At 72.3% G+C, this 17,189-nt stretch carries 15 protein-coding genes; 13 read left to right on the forward strand and 2 right to left on the reverse strand.

Translation table 11 applies throughout. The features are described 5' to 3' along the window. Positions 1-49 precede the first annotated feature (49 nt). From ACFYXS_RS10680 to ACFYXS_RS10740, 13 genes are all read left to right on the forward strand, one after another. Positions 50-652, forward strand: coding sequence for a PaaI family thioesterase (locus ACFYXS_RS10680; RefSeq protein ID WP_389246134.1), 603 nt, complete (start codon positions 50-52; stop codon positions 650-652). After that, entirely contained in the window at positions 649-1,173 is a 525-nt protein-coding gene (gene dut, locus ACFYXS_RS10685; protein ID WP_389246136.1) for a dUTP diphosphatase, read from the forward strand. Before ACFYXS_RS10680 ends, dut begins: the two co-directional genes overlap by 4 nt. A gap of 1 nt (position 1,174) precedes the next feature. Further along, on the forward strand, positions 1,175-1,942 hold the full coding sequence (locus tag ACFYXS_RS10690) for a DUF3710 domain-containing protein (protein ID WP_389246138.1): 768 nt from the start codon (positions 1,175-1,177) through the stop codon (positions 1,940-1,942). Between the two features lie 284 nt (positions 1,943-2,226). Next, the gene (gene kdpF, locus ACFYXS_RS10695) at positions 2,227-2,316 is read left to right on the forward strand and encodes a K(+)-transporting ATPase subunit F (protein ID WP_384287259.1); all 90 of its coding nucleotides are present in this window, start codon (positions 2,227-2,229) and stop codon (positions 2,314-2,316) included. 9 nt (positions 2,317-2,325) lie between these two features. After that, on the forward strand, positions 2,326-3,987 hold the full coding sequence (kdpA, locus tag ACFYXS_RS10700; RefSeq protein ID WP_389246141.1) for a potassium-transporting ATPase subunit KdpA: 1,662 nt from the start codon (positions 2,326-2,328) through the stop codon (positions 3,985-3,987). Between the two features lie 35 nt (positions 3,988-4,022). Further along, complete coding sequence (kdpB, locus tag ACFYXS_RS10705) at positions 4,023-6,128, forward strand: potassium-transporting ATPase subunit KdpB (protein WP_389246143.1); 2,106 nt, start codon at positions 4,023-4,025, stop codon at positions 6,126-6,128. A 5-nt stretch (positions 6,129-6,133) separates the two neighbouring features. Further along, entirely contained in the window at positions 6,134-6,763 is a 630-nt protein-coding gene (gene kdpC / locus ACFYXS_RS10710) for a potassium-transporting ATPase subunit KdpC (protein WP_389246145.1), read from the forward strand. 327 nt (positions 6,764-7,090) lie between these two features. Next, positions 7,091-8,395 carry a hypothetical protein gene (locus ACFYXS_RS10715; RefSeq protein ID WP_389246147.1) on the forward strand — a complete coding sequence of 435 codons (1,305 nt, stop codon included), beginning with the start codon at positions 7,091-7,093 and terminating at the stop codon, positions 8,393-8,395. A gap of 165 nt (positions 8,396-8,560) precedes the next feature. Continuing rightward, positions 8,561-11,107 carry an ATP-binding protein gene (locus tag ACFYXS_RS10720; protein WP_389246149.1) on the forward strand — a complete coding sequence of 849 codons (2,547 nt, stop codon included), beginning with the start codon at positions 8,561-8,563 and terminating at the stop codon, positions 11,105-11,107. 145 nt (positions 11,108-11,252) lie between these two features. Then, entirely contained in the window at positions 11,253-13,796 is a 2,544-nt protein-coding gene (locus tag ACFYXS_RS10725) for a DUF4118 domain-containing protein (protein ID WP_389246151.1), read from the forward strand. Between the two features lie 64 nt (positions 13,797-13,860). Beyond that, the gene (locus ACFYXS_RS10730) at positions 13,861-14,544 is read left to right on the forward strand and encodes a response regulator (RefSeq protein ID WP_389246153.1); all 684 of its coding nucleotides are present in this window, start codon (positions 13,861-13,863) and stop codon (positions 14,542-14,544) included. Positions 14,545-14,575: 31 nt separating this feature from the next. After that, complete coding sequence (locus tag ACFYXS_RS10735) at positions 14,576-14,974, forward strand: OB-fold nucleic acid binding domain-containing protein (RefSeq protein WP_389246155.1); 399 nt, start codon at positions 14,576-14,578, stop codon at positions 14,972-14,974. A 3-nt stretch (positions 14,975-14,977) separates the two neighbouring features. Next, positions 14,978-15,745 (forward strand): DUF3159 domain-containing protein, encoded by a 768-nt coding sequence (locus ACFYXS_RS10740; protein ID WP_389246157.1) that lies wholly within the window; start codon positions 14,978-14,980, stop codon positions 15,743-15,745. 95 nt (positions 15,746-15,840) lie between these two features. On the opposite strand, the gene ACFYXS_RS10745 is transcribed toward ACFYXS_RS10740, so the two are convergent. Together ACFYXS_RS10745 and ACFYXS_RS10750 are read right to left on the reverse strand one after the other, a co-directional pair. Next, positions 15,841-16,509 (reverse strand): potassium channel family protein, encoded by a 669-nt coding sequence (locus tag ACFYXS_RS10745; protein ID WP_389246159.1) that lies wholly within the window; start codon positions 16,507-16,509, stop codon positions 15,841-15,843. Then, the gene (locus ACFYXS_RS10750) at positions 16,506-17,174 is read right to left on the reverse strand and encodes a TrkA family potassium uptake protein (RefSeq protein ID WP_360905811.1); all 669 of its coding nucleotides are present in this window, start codon (positions 17,172-17,174) and stop codon (positions 16,506-16,508) included. The genes ACFYXS_RS10745 and ACFYXS_RS10750 overlap by 4 nt, the downstream gene beginning before the upstream one ends. Between the last annotated feature and the right edge of the window lie 15 nt (positions 17,175-17,189).

Consider the following 17,189-nt stretch of genomic DNA (forward strand, 5'->3'; position numbering starts at 1 on the left):
AACGGGCGGGCGGCGGGAAAGGATCCCGCAGGAGGGTAGGGTCTCCCGCGTGAACGGAGCCACACCCGACGTCCCGGCCCGCCCGGGCCTGACACCGCCGAAGGACGCGTCGCCGCCGGTGCGGCACCCCGACGCGCCCGCGCCCGGCGAACCGCTGGGCGCGCACTACGAGCACTGCTTCGGCTGCGGCGGGGCCCAGCCCCACGGCCTGCACCTGGAGGCACGGGCCGCAGAGGGCGTCGGCGTCACCGCCGAGTTCACCGTACAACCGGCCCACCAGGGCGCTCCCGGCCTCGCGCACGGCGGAGTGCTGGCGACCGCGCTGGACGAGACGCTCGGCTCCCTCAACTGGCTCCTGCGCACCATCGCGGTCACCGGGCGCCTGGAGACCGAGTACGTCCGGCCGGTCCCGGTCGGCTCCACCCTCCACCTGGACGCGCGCTGCACGGCGGTCGCCGGGCGCAAGATCTACTGCACCGCCACCGGCCGGATCGGCGGCCCCGACGGCCCGGTCGCGGTGCGCGCGGACGCGCTGTTCGTCGAGGTCAAGCTGGAGCACTTCACCGACCACGGTCGCGCGCAGGAGATCCGGGCCGTCATGGAGGACCCCGACCAGGTCAAGGCCGCCCGCGCCCTCGAGGTGGGCCCGTGAGCCGGCCGCCGGTGGACGTGCTGATCCGGCGGCTCGACGCGGACGTCCCGATTCCCTCGTACGGGCACCCCGGCGACGCCGGCGCGGACCTCGTCACCACCCGGGCGGCGGAGCTGGCCCCCGGCGAGCGGGCGGTGCTGCCGACAGGCGTTTCCATCGCGCTGCCGGAGGGGTACGCGGCCTTCGTGCATCCGCGCTCCGGGCTCGCCGCGAGGTGCGGAGTGGCGCTCGTGAATGCCCCAGGAACGGTTGATGCCGGGTACCGTGGGGAGATCAAGGTGATCGTGGTCAACCTGGACCCGCGCGAGAGCGTGCGGTTCGCCCCGGGGGACCGGATCGCGCAATTGGTCGTCCAGCAGGTCGAGCGGGTCCGCTTCCACGAGGTGGCGGAACTGCCCGATTCGGCGCGGGCGACGGGGGGCTTCGGCTCCACGGGGGGTCATGCCGCGGTGGACGGCCCTCCGGTCGGTCCGTCCGGCCATGGATACGCATCGGTCATCGCTGACCGGGAAGGACAGTGACGTGTTCCGTCGTCGTCGCAAGGAGCGCGAAGACGCCCTCGACGAGCTCGAGGCCGAGAGCCCTGACGAGCTGGCCGAAGACGCCGAGGAGTCGGACGACTCCATGGAGTCCCGTCGGTACAACCTTCCGCCCGCCCCGAGGCCGGACGGTCCGTGGGACGTGAGCGAGGTCGGCACGCCCGGCGAGGGCCGGGTGGACCTCGGTGGCCTGTACGTGCCCGGCGTCCAGGGCATGGAGCTGCGGGTCGAGGTGGCCGGAGAGTCCATCGTCGCCGCGACCGTGGTGCTGCGGGACAGCGCCATCCAGCTGCAGGGCTTCGCGGCGCCGAAGTCCGAGGGCATCTGGGGCGAGGTCCGTGACGAGATCGCGTCCGGGATCACCAAGCAGGGCGGCATCGTCGACGAGGTCGAGGGTCCGCTCGGCTGGGAGCTGCGTGCCCAGGTGCCGGTCCAGCTGCCCAACGGGAACAACGGCGTGCAGGTGGTGCGCTTCGTCGGCTGCGACGGACCGCGCTGGTTCCTGCGCGGCGTCATCTCCGGCCAGGGCGCCGTGCAGCCGGAGACCGCGGGCCTGCTGGAGCAGATCTTCCGCGACACCGTCGTCCTGCGCGGCGACACCCCGATGGCACCGCGCGACCCGATCGTGCTGAAGCTGCCGAACGACGCCCAGATGGTCCCCGAGGGCATCGCCCAGGACCAGGACGGCGGTCGCTTCTCCGACGGCATCGACCCGATGCGCCGCGGACCGGAGATCACCGAGGTGCACTAGCGCCGCCGTACGGCCGAACCGATGGGCCGACCCGCTTCCGCGGGTCGGCCCATCGACGTTTCCGCAGGTCAAACGGGCTGTCATCAAGAGCCCGTCAATGCGGTGTCAAGGCCCGTCAGGAAGGCGTCAACGCTCCGGGACAGCCGGGGGATCGGATGTTTGCTGTCCTGGTCAATGTCCGATCCCCTGATCCAGGAGCGCACGATGGCCGATCTCGTCTTCGTGGCCGTCACGGTCGCGGTCTTCGCACTGGTGGCCTTCGTCGCCAAGGCGGTGTCGAAGCTGTGAGTGCCGAGAACATCGTCGGCCTCGTCGTGGCCGTCGCTCTGCTGGGCTACCTCGTCCTCGCCCTGGTCCTCCCCGAGAGGTTCTGAGGCCCGGACATGAGCCCCGCACTCGCGCAACTGCTCCAGGTCGCGGCCCTCGTGGCGGCGCTGGCCCTGGTGTACCGCCCCTTCGGCGACTACATGGCCGCCGTCTACAGCTCCGACAAGCACCTGCGGGTCGAGCGCGTCATATACCGCTGCTTCGGCGCCGATCCCGACTCCGAGATGCGCTGGCCGTCCTATCTGCGGGCGGTCCTGGCCTTCTCCTTCGTCGGCGTGCTGTTCCTCTACCTGTTCCTGCGGGTCCAAAGCCATCTGCCGCTGTCCCTCGGGTTCGCCGCGATCACCCCTGACCAGGCGTTCAACACCGCGACCTCGTTCGTGACCAACACGAACTGGCAGTCGTACATGGGTGAGAACACCATGGGGCACGCCGTCCAGGCCGGCGGCCTGGCGGTGCAGAACTTCGTCTCGGCGGCGGTCGGCATGGCCGTGGCCATGGCGCTGGTCCGCGGCTTCGCCCGGTCCCGCACCGGCGACCTCGGCAACTTCTGGACCGACATGGTCCGCGGCACCGTGCGCATCCTGCTGCCGATCGCCTTCGTCGCCGCGATCGTGCTGATCGCCTGCGGCGCGGTGCAGAACTTCGCCGGCTGGCACGAGGTCACCACGCTGGCAGGCGGCCACCAGACCCTGACCGGCGGCCCGGTCGCGTCCCAGGAGGCCATCAAGGAGCTGGGCACGAACGGCGGCGGCTTCTACAACGTCAACTCGGCCCACCCCTTCGAGAACCCGGGCGCGTTCACCAACCTCTTCGAGATCTTCCTGATCCTGCTGATCCCGTTCTCGCTCACCCGGACCTTCGGCAGGATGGTCGGCAGCGTGAAGCAGGGCTACGCGATCCTCGCCGCCATGGGCGTCATCTGGGTCGGCTTCGTCGCCCTGATGAGCTGGGTGGAGTTCGCCCACCCCGGCTCGGCGAACCAGGTCGCGGGCGCCGCGATGGAGGGCAAGGAGCAGCGCTTCGGCGTCGGCGCCTCGTCGCTCTTCGCGGTGAGCACGACACTGACCTCGACCGGCGCGGTGGACTCCGCCCACTCCTCCTTCACCGGGCTCGGCGGCGGCATCACCCTGCTGTCGATGATGCTCGGCGAGATCGCCCCCGGCGGTACCGGCTCCGGCCTCTACGGCATCCTGATCATGGCGGTCATCGCGGTGTTCATCGCGGGCCTGATGGTCGGCCGCACGCCGGAGTACCTGGGCAAGAAGATCGGCACGCGGGAGGTCAAGCTCGCCGCGCTCTACATCCTCGTCACCCCGGCGGTCGTGCTGTGCTTCACGGCCCTGGCCATGGCGCTGCCGACCCCGCCGCACTCCATGCTGAACAGCGGCCCGCACGGCTTCTCCGAGGTGCTCTACGCCTACACCTCGGCCGGCAACAACAACGGCTCGGCCTTCGCGGGCCTGAGCGCCGACACGCAGTGGTACAACACCACGCTCGGCCTCGCGATGGTCCTCGGCCGGTTCGTGCCGATGGTCTTCGTGCTGGCCCTGGCGGGCTCGCTCGCCCGGCAGAAACCGGTCCCGGCCACCGCCGGCACCCTGCGCACCGAGAAGCCGCTCTTCGCGGGCCTGCTCGTCGGCGCGATCCTGATCATCACGGGTCTGACCTACTTCCCGGCGCTGGCCCTCGGCCCGCTGGCGGAGGGACTGTCATGAGCCGCGCGGACCACCCCACTCCCGCAGAGGAACCCATGCCGACCGAATCGTCCGCGCGCGCGTCCAAGGGAGGGACGGCGCCGCACGCCCCCGACACGGGCCAGGGCGGCCGCGTCTCGGGCGGCCTGTTCGACCCGGCGCAGTTGCTGAGGTCGCTGCCGGACGCGCTGCGCAAGCTCGACCCCCGGGTGATGATCAAGTCGCCCGTGATGTTCGTCGTCCTGGTCGGCTCGGTGCTCACCACCGTGCTGGCGGCGCTGTCCCCGGCCGACGGATTCGGCTGGGCGATCACTGTCTGGCTGTGGCTGACCGTGATCTTCGCCAACCTGGCGGAGGCCGTAGCCGAGGGCCGTGGCAAGGCCCAGGCCGACACCCTGCGCAAGGCCAAGACCGACACGGTCGCCCGCCGGCTGACCGAAGGCAAGGAGGAGCGCGTCCCGGGTGCGTCCTTGAGGATCGGCGACCTGGTGGTCTGCGAGGCCGGTGACGTCATCCCGGGCGACGGTGACGTCGTGGCGGGTGTGGCCTCGGTGGACGAGTCGGCGATCACCGGTGAGTCGGCCCCGGTCATCCGGGAGTCCGGCGGTGACCGCTCGGCGGTCACCGGCGGCACCAAGGTGCTGTCGGACCGCATCGAGGTACGGATCACCACCAAGCCGGGGGAGACCTTCATCGACCGGATGATCGCCCTGGTCGAGGGCGCCGCCCGGCAGAAGACGCCCAACGAGATCGCGCTCAACATCCTGCTGGCGTCGCTGACGATCGTCTTCCTGCTGGCGGTCGTCACCCTGCAGCCGTTCGCGATCTACGCAGGCGCCGAACAGTCGATGATCGTCCTGGTCGCGCTGCTGGTCTGCCTCATCCCGACGACGATCGGCGCGCTGCTGTCGGCGATCGGCATCGCGGGCATGGACCGCCTGGTGCAGCGCAATGTGCTGGCCATGTCCGGTCGTGCCGTCGAGGCCGCGGGTGACGTCTCCACCCTGCTGCTGGACAAGACCGGCACCATCACCCTCGGCAACCGCCAGGCCTCGGAGTTCGTCCCCGTGGCGGGGGCGGACGAGGCCGAACTGGCGGACGCGGCGCAGCTGTCGTCGCTGGCCGACGAGACGCCCGAGGGCCGGTCCGTCGTCGTGCTGGCGAAGGAGAAGTACGGCCTGCGGGCCCGGAGCGAGGGCGAGCTCGGTCACGCCGGGTTCGTGCCCTTCACCGCCCAGACCCGCATGTCCGGCGTCGACCTGGAGGACCGGCAGGTCCGCAAGGGCGCCGCGTCCGCGGTCACCGCGTGGGTCGCCGAGAACGGCGGCAATGTCGCGGCCGACGCCCAGCGGGTCGTGGACTCCATCTCCGCCGCCGGAGGCACACCGCTGCTGGTCGCGGTCAAGGACCGCGACCAGGCCCGGGTCCTGGGTGTGATCCACCTGAAGGACGTGGTGAAGGAGGGCATGCGGGAGCGGTTCGGCGAGTTGCGGCGGATGGGTATCCGCACGGTGATGATCACGGGTGACAACCCGTTGACCGCGAAGGCGATCGCCGATGAGGCGGGTGTCGACGACTTCCTGGCGGAGGCGACGCCCGAGGACAAGATGGCGCTGATCAAGCGGGAGCAGGCGGGCGGCAAGCTCGTCGCGATGACCGGTGACGGCACCAACGACGCCCCGGCGCTGGCGCAGGCCGATGTCGGCGTGGCCATGAACACCGGTACCTCGGCCGCCAAGGAAGCCGGGAACATGGTGGACCTGGACTCCAACCCGACCAAGCTGATCGAGATCGTGGAGATCGGCAAGCAGTTGCTGATCACCCGGGGCGCGCTGACGACCTTCTCCATCGCCAACGACGTGGCGAAGTACTTCGCGATCATCCCCGCGATGTTCGCGATCGCCTACCCGGGCCTGGACAAGCTCAACGTCATGCAGCTGTCCTCGCCGCAGTCCGCGATCCTGTCCGCGGTCGTCTTCAACGCGCTGATCATCATCGCCCTCGTGCCGCTCGCCCTGCGCGGTGTGCAGTACCGGCCGACCGGCGCGGACCGGATGCTCCGCCGCAACCTCGGGATCTACGGCCTGGGCGGCCTGGTCGCCCCGTTCATCGGCATCAAGATCCTCGACCTGCTCATCTCCCTGATCCCCGGGATCGGCTGACGACCATGAACACTCCCGTACGCAACTCCGCCCGGCTGCTGTGGAGCGCCCTGCGCGCGCTGCTGGTGCTGACCGTCGTGACCGGCGTCGTCTACCCCGTAGCGGTGTGGGGCGTGGGCCAAGCGGCCTTCCAACGGCAGGCCAACGGCTCGGAGGTGAAGGCCGACGGCAGGGTCGTCGGTTCGAGGCTCATCGGCCAGAACTTCACCGTCGGCAAGGATTTCGCGCCCGACCCGCGGTGGTTCCAGCCGCGTCCCTCGGCCGCCGACGCGGGCACGGGCGCGGGCCCCTACGACCCGACCTACACCAGCGCCTCCAACCTGGCGGTCACCAGCAAGACGCTGACCGACCTGGTGAAGGAGCGCAAGCAGGAGGTCGCCGCCTTCAACCACGTGCCGCAGTCCGAGGTCCCCGCCGACGCGGTCCAGGCCTCCGGATCCGGCCTCGACCCGGACATCTCCCCGGCCTACGCGGCCCTCCAGACCGCGCGGGTCGCCAAGGCCAACGGCCTGCCCACCGCCGAGGTCGCCCGGCTCGTCAAGGAGCACACCGACGGCCGTGAGTGGGGCTTCCTCGGCGGGCCGACCGTCAACGTCCTGGAGCTCAACATCGCCCTCCAGCGGCTGGCCCGCTGACCTCCGGCCCGCTGTCCGCTGCGGCCCGTGCGTCAGGGACGCGTCAAGGGCGTCGCGGGCGGCGTACGGAAACCGACAAGGCGCGAGGACGGGGCCCCGATCGCGGGAAGAGTGGTGCTCGCGAGGGGGGCCTGCGGAGGCCGCTCCGCGGTGTGCGGAGGGGGGCGCAGCCCGATGGCGGTCGCCGTCATTGCTGCGGAAGGCCGGGAGGCGCCTGCGGGGGCGCCGGAACCGGACCCGGAAGGACGCCACCGCGTCCCGCCGGGGGCCCCCGCGCACCGGCCACGGAGGCCGCGACGCCGTCGCCCGGTCACCGAACCGGCGCGGTTGCGCGGCCTCCGCGCGGTCGTGCTGACCGCGTGCGCCGCGCTCGCGGCCGTCCTGGTGACGGGCGGGGTCGCCGCCGACGCCTCCTGGGACGCCGTCCGGGACCACTCCGCACCGCGTGTGACCAGCGCGACCGGGCTGTACTTCGCCCTCAACGACATGGACGCCCAGATCGCCAACCAGTTACTGGCCGGCGACGCCCCGTCCCTCGCCCGGACCCGCGCCGACGCGGCCCGCGTCTACGAGCAGCGCCGCGTCGAGGCCGCCGGTTACCTCCGCGACCTCGCCGCGGCGGCCGCCGGTGATCCGGCCGGCGAGCGCGAAGTCGCCGGTGTCATCGCCGACTTCGGGGCGTACGAGGAACTGGCCGCCCGTGCCCTCGCGCTCGGCCGCACCGCGGAGTACCGCAACGCCTCGCACCTGATGCGCACGCGCCTGCTGCCCGAGGCCGACGCCCTGGTGACCGCGAACGACCGCGCCTTCGAGCACACCTACCGGGACGCCCTCGGGCGGGCGGCGTGGGCGCGCGCCGCCCTCATCGGCACGGGCCTTGCGCTGCTGGCCGTTCTCGTCGCGCTGCAGGTCCACCTCGCGGGACGTTTCCGCCGCGTGGTGAACCCCGGTGCCGCCGGGGCCACGCTCCTCGTGCTCGCGGTGACCGTCGTGGGCGCGGCGGGGACCGGCACCCAGCGGCACGACCTGGATGTCGCCCGGCGGGACGCGTTCGACTCCGTCCTGGCCCTCACCCGCGCCCGCGCCGTCGCGTACGACGCCAACGCCGACGAGTCCCGCTACCTGCTCGACCGGGCCCACGCGGGCGCTCAGGAGGCCGCCTTCCTCGGCAAGAGCCAGCGGCTGCTGCGGGTGCCGGGCGCCACGATCGGCACGTACGCCACCGGGCTCGACGACGTCCGCGTCGCCGACGGGGCGACGGGCTTTTTCGGCGACGAGTTCCGCAACATCACCTTCCCCGGCGAACGCGCCGCCGCCGGCCGGGTGCTCGACCGCTACCGGGCCTACCAGCGCGACGACCGCACCATTCGCACCCTCGCCCGGTCCGGCCGGCACACCGAGGCCGTCGCCTACTGCACCGGGTACGCCCCCGGTGAGTCCAACCACGACTTCGCCGAACTCGACACGGCACTGCGCGACGTCATCGCCATCAACATGTCCGCCTACGAACGCGCCTCCGCCGACGGCGCCCGCGGCGCGCTCCCGCTGCCGCTGGGGCTCGCGGGCGGCGTGGCCGCGGCGGCGGGCCTGGTCCTGCTCGGACTGCGCCCCCGCCTCGCCGAGTTCCGCTGACCGGTGCCGGCGGGCGGCGGCTCAGCCGACGTCAAGGGGATGTCAAGGGCGCTCCGCGCAGCGTCATGGCTTCGCCAACGGCCTGGGCGGCGAAGACGGCGAAGCGCTTCGCTACCAGTGAGGCGGTGCTCCGTACCGCACACTCCGCGCAAGGAGGCGCATCAGGTGGCGCACAGCGTCGTCGCGGGCGATCCGCCGGGCCGGGTGCCCGGCCGGCTCAAGGTGTACCTCGGCGCGGCTCCGGGGGTCGGCAAGACGTACCGGATGCTCGACGAGGGCCGCCGGCGGGCCGCGCGCGGCACGGACGTGGTCGTCGCCCTCGCGGAGTGCCACGGCCGCCCGCGCACCCTGGAGATGCTGCACGGCCTGGAGGCCGTGCCCACGACGCGGAGCACGCACGAGGGCGTGGAGCGCGCCGAACTCGACGTCGCCGCCGTGCTCGCCCGCCGTCCCGCGGTCGCGCTGGTCGACGAACTCGCCCGCGGCAATGCGCCCGGCGGCCGGAACACCAAGCGGTGGCAGGACGTCGCCGAGCTGCTGGCCGCCGGGATCGACGTGGTGACCGCGGTCAACATCCAGCACCTGGAGTCGCTGAACGACGTGGTGATGGAGATCACCGGCGTGCCGGAGCCGGAGACCGTGCCCGACGCGATCGTCCGCCGGGCCGACCAGATCGAGCTCGTGGACATCCCGCCCGAGGGCCTGCGCCGCCGCCTGGCGCACGGCAACGTCTGCGAACCCGGCCGCATCGACGCCGCGCTCGCCCACCACTTCCGGATCGGCAATCTCACCGCGCTGCGGGAACTTGCCCTGCTGTGGGTGGCCGGGCGGGTCGACGAGGCCCTGCAGCGGTACCGCACCGAGCACGGCATAGGCCGGGTCTGGGAGACCCGCGAGCGCGTCGTGGTGGCGCTCACGGGCGGCCCGGAGGGCGGGACGCTCATCCGCCGGGCGGTACGGATCGCCGACCGCGCGGCGGGCGGACGCACCCCCGGCGAGGGCCGGGCGCGTGACGTCCTGGCGGTGCACGTCGTCCGCAGCAGTGGGCTCACCGACGTCCCGCCCGGCACCCTCGCCCAGCAGCGGCAGCTCGTGGAGAGCCTGGGCGGCAGCTACCACACCGTCGTCGGCGACCACGTGCCCACCGCGCTGCTGGACTTCGCCCGCGCCGAGAACGCCACCCAGCTGGTCGTCGGGGTGAGCCGGCGCGGCCGGCTGGCCCGGATGGTGACCGGACCGGGCGTCGGCGAGACCACCGTCGAGCACTCCGGGGACATCGACGTCCACATGGTCACGCACGAGCGGGCCGGCCTGGGGCGTCTGCTGCCGTCCGCGCCCGGCGGTGGACTGCCGCCGGCGCGCAGGCTCGCCGGGCCGGTGGCCGGCCTCGTGCTGCCCGCGCTGCTGACCGTCTTGCTGGCGAACACCCGCGGGCACCTCAACCTGACCAGCGAGGCCCTGCTCTTCCTGCTCACGGTGGTCGGCGTCGCCTGCTTCGGCGGGGTGGTGTCCGCGCTGCTCGCGTCGGTCACGGCCTCGGTGCTGCTCAACTACTGGTTCATCCCGCCCGTCGGCCGGTTCACGATCAACGACACCGACAACGCGCTGGCCACCGTCGTGTTCGCCGCGGTCGCCGTGACCGTGGCGGCCGTCGTCGACCGCTCGCTGCGGCTGTCGCGCCGGGCGGCCCGCGCGACGGCAGAGGCGGAGACGCTGTCCTCGCTCGCGGGCGACGTCCTGCGCGGCGACCAGGCCGTGCCACTGCTGCTGGAGCGCACCCGCGAGGTCTTCGGGATGGACAGCGCCGAGCTGACCGGGGCCGACGGGGCGGTCGGGGGCGAGGGGCCGGCGGCGGTCACCGTGCCGATCGGCGCGGACGCCCGCCTGGTGCTGCGCGGCCGCGGTCTGGCCGCCTCGGAACGCCGGGTGCTCACCGCGTTCGCCGCCCATCTGACCGCCGCGGTCGAGCACGCCCGGCTGGCCGAGGCCGCGGCCGAGATCGAGCCGGTCAGGGCGGCCGACCGCATGCGCACCGCCCTGCTCGCCGCCGTCAGCCACGACCTGCGCACCCCCCTGGCCAGCGGCTGGGCGGCGGTGAGCTCGTTGCGCAGCAGCGACGTCGACTTCTCCGCCGAGGACCGCGACGAACTGCTCGCGACGGCCGACGAGTCCATGGCCCGGCTCAGCCGCCTGGTGGACAACCTCCTCGACATGAGCCGCCTGCAGGCCGGCGCCCTCACGCTCCGGCCGGTGCCCACGGCGCTGTGCGAGGTGCTGCCGCTCGCCCTCGACAGCCTTCCGGAGGACGGGGCGCCGGTTCTCGCGCCGGAGCTGGAGCGGGCCCCCGACGTCCTGGCGGACGCGCCGCTGCTGGAGCGTGTGCTGGCCAATCTGGTCGCGAACGCGGTCCGGTACGCGCCCGCCGGGAAGCCCGTACTGGTCACCGCCAGCTCGCTCGCCGACCGGGTCGAGCTGCGCGTCGCCGACCGGGGGCCGGGGCTGCCGCCGGACGCGCGCGAGCGGGTCTTCGAGGCGTTCCAGCGCCTGGGCGACACCGACAACACCACCGGGCTGGGCCTGGGGCTCGCCCTGTCCCGCGGCCTCACCGAGGCCATGGGCGGCACCCTCGTGCCCGAGGACACACCCGGCGGTGGGCTCACCATGGTGCTGTCGCTGCCCGCCGCCCGGGCACCGCAGCAGGCGGCCGCTTGACAACGACCGGGTGCCGCGGGGCGTCAAGGCCACGTCAACATGACCGGGTGCCGAGCATCATGTCCTGTTTGTCCTTTGCTGGGACCATAGGATTTGCAACGTCGGCGCGTCGGACGGTCGGCGCAACGAAGCGGAACGTGGAGTCATGGCACGCGGCATTTTGCGGATTTACCTGGGGGCCGCCCCTGGAGTGGGCAAGACCTACGCCATGCTCTCCGAGGCCCACCGGCGGCTGGAGCGCGGCACCGACCTCGCCGTGGCCTTCGTCGAGCACCACAAGCGCCCCCGCACCGAGGTCATGCTGCACGGCCTGGAGGTCGTACGGCGCAAGGAGATCGAGTACCGGGACACCACGTTCACCGAGATGGACGTCGACGCGGTGCTCGCCCGCCGCCCCGACGTGGCCCTGGTCGACGAGCTCGCCCACACCAACGTCCCCGGCAGCCGCAACGAGAAGCGCTGGCAGGACGTCGAGGAACTGCTCCAGGCCGGGATCAACGTCATATCCACGGTGAACATCCAGCACCTGGAGTCGCTCGGCGACGCCGTCGAGTCGATCACCGGGGTGCGCCAGCGCGAGACCGTACCCGACGAGGTGGTCCGCAGGGCCGACCAGATCGAACTGGTCGACATGTCGCCGCAGGCCCTGCGCCGCCGCATGGCGCACGGCAACATCTACGCCCCCGAGAAGGTCGACGCGGCCCTCTCCAACTACTTCCGGCCGGGCAACCTGACCGCGCTGCGCGAACTCGCGCTGCTGTGGGTCGCCGACCGGGTCGACGAGTACCTGCGGCAGTACCGCGCCGACCACCACATCTCGTCCACGTGGCAGGCCCGCGAGCGCATCGTCGTCGGCCTCACCGGCGGCCCCGAGGGGCGCACCCTGATCCGGCGCGCGGCCCGGATGGCCGCCAAGGGCGCGGGCGGCGAGATCCTCGCCGTGCACATCGCCCGCAGTGACGGCCTGGCCGCCGGGTCGCCCAAGGAGATCGCGGTGCAGCGCACCCTGGTGGAGGACCTCGGAGGCTCCTTCCACCACGTCGTCGGCGACGACGTGCCCCGCTCGCTGCTGGAGTTCGCACGCGGTGTGAACGCCACCCAGATCGTGCTGGGCACCAGCCGCCGCCCCGCCTGGCAGTACGTGCTCGGCCCCGGCGTCGGCGCCACGGTGGCCCGGGAATCCGGCCCCGACCTCGACGTTCACATCGTCACGCACGAGCGGGCCGCCAAGGGCCGCGGGCTGCCCATCGCCCGCGGCGCCCGGCTCGGCCGCTCGCGGGTGATCGCCGGCTGGCTGACCGGCGTGCTCGGCCCGGCCCTGCTCTGCGTCGTGCTGACCAATCTGCACAGCGGCCTCGGGCTGGCCACCGACATGCTGCTCTTCATGGCCCTGACGGTGGCGGCGGCGCTCACCGGCGGCCTCTACCCGGCGCTCGTCTCCGCCGTCGGCGGCTCCTTGCTGCTGAACTACTTCTTCGCGCCACCCCTGCACACCTTCACGATCTCCAAGCCCGAGAACGTGATCGCCATCGTCATCTTCGTGGTGGTCGCCCTGGCCGTCGCGTCGGTCGTGGACCTGGCGGCCCGCCGCACGCACCTGGCGGCCAGACTCCAGTCCGAGGCGGAGATCCTGTCCTACCTGGCGGGCAGCGTGCTGCGCGGCGAGCACTCGCTGGACGCGCTGCTGGAGCGGGTCCGGGAGACCTTCGGCATGGACTCCGTGGTCCTGCTGGAACGCGCCGGCGAGCACGAGGCGTGGACCTGCGCCGCCGGTGTCGGCGGCAGCCCGTGCCTGCGTCCCGAGGACGCCGACGTGGAGGTGCCGGTCAGCGACAACCTCTCGCTCGCCCTCACCGGCCGGGTACTGCCCGCCTCGGACCGCCGTGTGCTCTCCGCCTTCGCGGCCCAGGCGGCCGGCGTCCTGGACTGGCAGCGGCTGGAGGACGAGGCCGCCCTGGCCCGCGGGCTCGCCGAGGGCAACCGCATCCGCACCGCCCTGCTCGCCGCCGTCTCCCACGATTTGCGCACGCCCCTCGCGGGCATCAAGGCGGCGGTCAGCTCCCTGCGCTCGGACGACGTCGCCTGGTCCGAGGAGGACGAGGCCGAGCTGCTGGCGGGCATCGAGGACGGCGCCGACCGGCTGGACAACCTGGTGGGCAACCTGCTCGACATGTCCCGGCTGCAGACCGGCACCGTCAACCCGCTGATCCGCGAGATCGACCTGGACGAGGTCGTGCCCAAGGCCCTGCGCGGCGTCCCGGACGGCAGCGTCAGCCTGGACGTCCCCGAAACCCTGCCGATGGTCTCCGTCGACCCGGGACTCCTGGAGCGCAGCGTTGCCAACATCGTCGAGAACGCCGTGAAGTACAGCCCCGAGGGCACCAAGGTCCTGGTGGCCGCCAGCGCCCTCGGCGACCGCGTCGACCTGCGCGTGGTCGACCGCGGACCGGGCGTTCCCGACAGCGCCAAGGACCGCATCTTCGAGCCCTTCCAGCGCTACGGCGACGCGCCCCGCGGCAACGGCGTCGGCCTGGGTCTGGCCGTCGCCCGCGGCTTCGCCGACGCCATGGGCGCGACGCTGCACCCGGAGGACACCCCCGGCGGCGGACTGACCATGGTGCTCACTCTGAAGGCCGCGCCCGGCAGTCCTCCCACGGCGCCGGACCTTCCCGCCGAGGCGACGACATGAGCGCGTCGCCCCGCCGTATGACCGCCGCCCCCACGAATGTTGCAGTGAACGAAAGGCAGGCCCCATGAACCGGGTGCTCGTGGTCGACGACGAGCCGCAGATCGTGCGGGCTCTCGTGATCAACCTGCGTGCCCGCAAATACGAGGTCGACGCCGCCCATGACGGTGCGACCGCGCTCGCGCTCGCGGCCGCCCGCCACCCCGACGTCATCGTGCTCGACCTCGGTCTGCCCGACATGGACGGCGTCGAGGTGATCCGGGGCCTGCGCGGCTGGACCCGGGTGCCGATCATCGTGCTCTCCGCCCGCCAGGCGTCCGACGAGAAGGTCGAGGCACTGGACGCGGGCGCGGACGACTACGTCACCAAGCCCTTCGGCATGGACGAACTGCTGGCCCGGCTGCGCGCCGCCGTCCGGCGGGCCACCCCCGGCGGTCCCGAGGACGGCGCCGCCGCCGTGGAGACCGAGTCCTTCACCGTCGACCTGGCCGCCAAGAAGGTCAACCGCGACGGCGCCGACGTGCGCCTGACCCCGACCGAGTGGCACCTGCTGGAGGTCCTGGTCCGCAACACCGGCCGCCTGGTCAGCCAGAAGCAGCTGCTCCAGGAGGTCTGGGGGCCCTCGTACGGCACGGAGAGCAACTACCTGCGGGTCTACATGGCGCAGCTGCGGCGCAAGCTGGAGGCGGATCCCGCGCATCCCCGGCACTTCATCACCGAGCCGGGGATGGGCTACCGCTTCGAGAAGTGATCCAGCCCCGGGGCCCGGTACCCTTCGGAGTATGAGTGGTACCACCCGTTCGGACCGACCTGCCGGCCGTTTTCGCCGGATGCTCGACCGCCTGTCCACCTCCCAGGAGGAGCTGCACTCCGACGAACTGCGGAAGGACACCGCGGACGTCGGGTGCACGCGGATCTGCGACTGCCACGACCGTGACATCGTCACGGTGACGGGTACACTGCGCGCAGTCACGCTGCGTCCCCGTGCGGGCGTCCCCGCGCTGGAGGCGGAGCTGTTCGACGGCTCGGCGCCGCTCGACGTGGTGTGGCTCGGCCGGCGGAGCATCGTCGGCATCGAGCCGGGCCGCAGGATCATCGCGTCGGGGCGGATCTCCATGAACCGAGGTCGTCCGGTGCTGTTCAACCCCAAGTACGAGTTGCGTCCGGTCGGACAGGAGTAGCCGGTGGCGTCGATCGACAAGCGGACCGGGACAGAGCCCGGCACCGATGCCGGGCCGCAGGGCCCGGAGCACGACGCGGCCGCCTCCAGGGCGGCCGCCGACCACGCGCTCCTGGAGGCCTTCGGCGGCGTCTGGGGCATGGTGGACACCACGGTGCCCGGGCTGGTCTTCGTGCTGATCTACACGATCAACCGCGACATCAAGACCGCGGCCGTGGCCGCGCTCGGCCTCTCGCTGGTGCTGGCCCTCGCCCGGGTGGTGCGCAAGCAGACCCTCAAGCACGCGTTCAGCGGTGTCTTCGGCGTCGCCTTCGGCGCGGTCTTCGCGATGCTCTCCGGGGACGCGAAGAACTTCTACCTGCCGGGCATGCTGTACACGCTCGGGCTCGCGGTCGCCTACGTGGTCTCGGCGCTGGTGGGTTACCCCCTGATCGGGCTGCTGCTGGGCCCGATCCTGAAGGAGAATCTGTCCTGGAAGACCAGGAACCCCGGGCGGCTGGTGGCGTACACCAAGTCCACCTGGGCCTGGGGTGTCATCCTGCTGGCCAAGTCGGCGATCCTCTTCCCCCTGTACTTCTGGGGCAACGCCACCCAGCTCGGCTGGGTCAAGGTCGCGCTCGGCATCCCGCCGTTCCTGCTCGCCGTCTACCTGACGTGGATCTTCCTCGCCAAGGCCCCGCCGCCGATCGACGTGATCGCGGAGATGGAGGCGGAGGAGGCCAAGGAGGCGGAGGCCAAGGAACGGGCCGCCAAGGAGGCCGCGGAGCGCTGACAGCGCCCGCCGGCGGCCCACCCCGCGACGAACGAAGGGGTGCCCGGAACCGTACGGTTCCGGGCACCCCTTCGCTGTGCGCGGCGCTCGTCGCGCTACGCGCCGCTGCGGACCGAGAGCAGGTCCTCCAGTTGCTCCTCGCGGTGCGGGGCCGCGACGAACAGCAGCTCGTCGCCCGCCTCCAGCGCGTCGTCCTTGGACGGCGTGAGCACCCGGTGACCGCGGATGATGGTCACCAGCGCGGTGTCCTCGGGCCAGTTCACGTCGCCGACGCGGGTGCCGACCAGCGCGGCCTCCTCGGGCAGCGTCAACTCGACCAGGTTCGCGTCACCCTGGCTGAAGCGCATCAGCCGGACAAGGTCGCCGACACTCACCGCCTCCTCGACCAGGGCCGACATCAGACGCGGTGTGGAGACCGCCACGTCCACGCCCCAGGCCTCGTTGAACAGCCACTCGTTCTTGGGGTTGTTCACCCGGGCGACCACGCGCGGCACGCCGTACTCCGTCTTGGCGAGCAGCGACACCACGAGGTTGACCTTGTCGTCACCCGTGGCGGCGATCACCACATTGCAGCGCTGCAGCGCCGCCTCGTCCAGCGAGGTGATCTCGCAGGCGTCGGCCAGCAGCCACTCCGCCTGCGGCACCCGCTCGACCGAGATCGAGGTGGGGTTCTTGTCGATCAGAAGGACCTCGTGGCCGTTCTCCAGCAACTCACCCGCGATCGAGCGGCCCACGGCGCCCGCCCCGGCGATGGCGACCCTCATCGGCTCGTCTCCTCGGGACCCTTGGCGAACGCGGCCTCGACCTGCTCGACCTCGTTCGTGCGCATCATCACGTGCACGAGGTCGCCCTCCTGAAGAACGGTCTCGGACGTGGGCAGCATCGCCTCGCCGAGCCGCGTGAGGAACGCCACGCGCACTCCGGTCTCCTCCTGCAGCCGGCTGACCTTGTGGCCCACCCACGCGGTGTCGGTGTGCACCTCGGCGAGCTGTACCCCACCGCTCGGATCGCGCCACAACGGCTCGGCCCCCGACGGCAGCAGGCGGCGCAGCATCTGGTCGGCCGTCCAGCGCACCGTGGCCACGGTCGGGATGCCCAGGCGCTGGTACACCTCGGCACGGCGGGGGTCGTAGATGCGGGCGGCCACGTTCTCGATGCCGAACATCTCACGGGCCACCCGGGCCGCGATGATGTTGGAGTTGTCCCCGCTGCTGACGGCGGCGAACGCGCCGGCTTCCTCGATGCCCGCCTCGCGCAGCGTGTCCTGGTCGAATCCGACCCCGGTCACGCGGCGTCCGCTGAAACCCGAGCCCAGGCGGCGGAACGCCGTCGGGTCCTGGTCCACCACGGCCACTGTATGACCTTGCTGCTCAAGGGAGTGCGCGAGAGTGGAACCCACTCGCCCGCAACCCATAATCACGACGTGCACGACCGTCCTTCCGGC

The sequence above is a fragment of the Streptomyces sp. NPDC002574 genome (assembly GCF_042889545.1).
Classification (GTDB): domain Bacteria; phylum Actinomycetota; class Actinomycetes; order Streptomycetales; family Streptomycetaceae; genus Actinacidiphila.

What these genes read in the sequence shown, in the direction of transcription:
- kdpA (WP_389246141.1), top strand. Translation starts at nt 2,326, where the DNA reads ATGAGCCCCGCACTCGCGCAACTGCTCCAGGTCGCGGCCCTCGTGGCG.
- kdpB (WP_389246143.1), top strand. Translation starts at nt 4,023, where the DNA reads ATGCCGACCGAATCGTCCGCGCGCGCGTCCAAGGGAGGGACGGCGCCG.
- kdpC (WP_389246145.1), top strand. Translation starts at nt 6,134, where the DNA reads ATGAACACTCCCGTACGCAACTCCGCCCGGCTGCTGTGGAGCGCCCTG.
- ACFYXS_RS10725 (WP_389246151.1), top strand. Translation starts at nt 11,253, where the DNA reads ATGGCACGCGGCATTTTGCGGATTTACCTGGGGGCCGCCCCTGGAGTG.
- ACFYXS_RS10730 (WP_389246153.1), top strand. Translation starts at nt 13,861, where the DNA reads ATGAACCGGGTGCTCGTGGTCGACGACGAGCCGCAGATCGTGCGGGCT.
- ACFYXS_RS10735 (WP_389246155.1), top strand. Translation starts at nt 14,576, where the DNA reads ATGAGTGGTACCACCCGTTCGGACCGACCTGCCGGCCGTTTTCGCCGG.
- ACFYXS_RS10745 (WP_389246159.1), bottom strand. Translation starts at nt 16,509, where the DNA reads ATGAGGGTCGCCATCGCCGGGGCGGGCGCCGTGGGCCGCTCGATCGCG.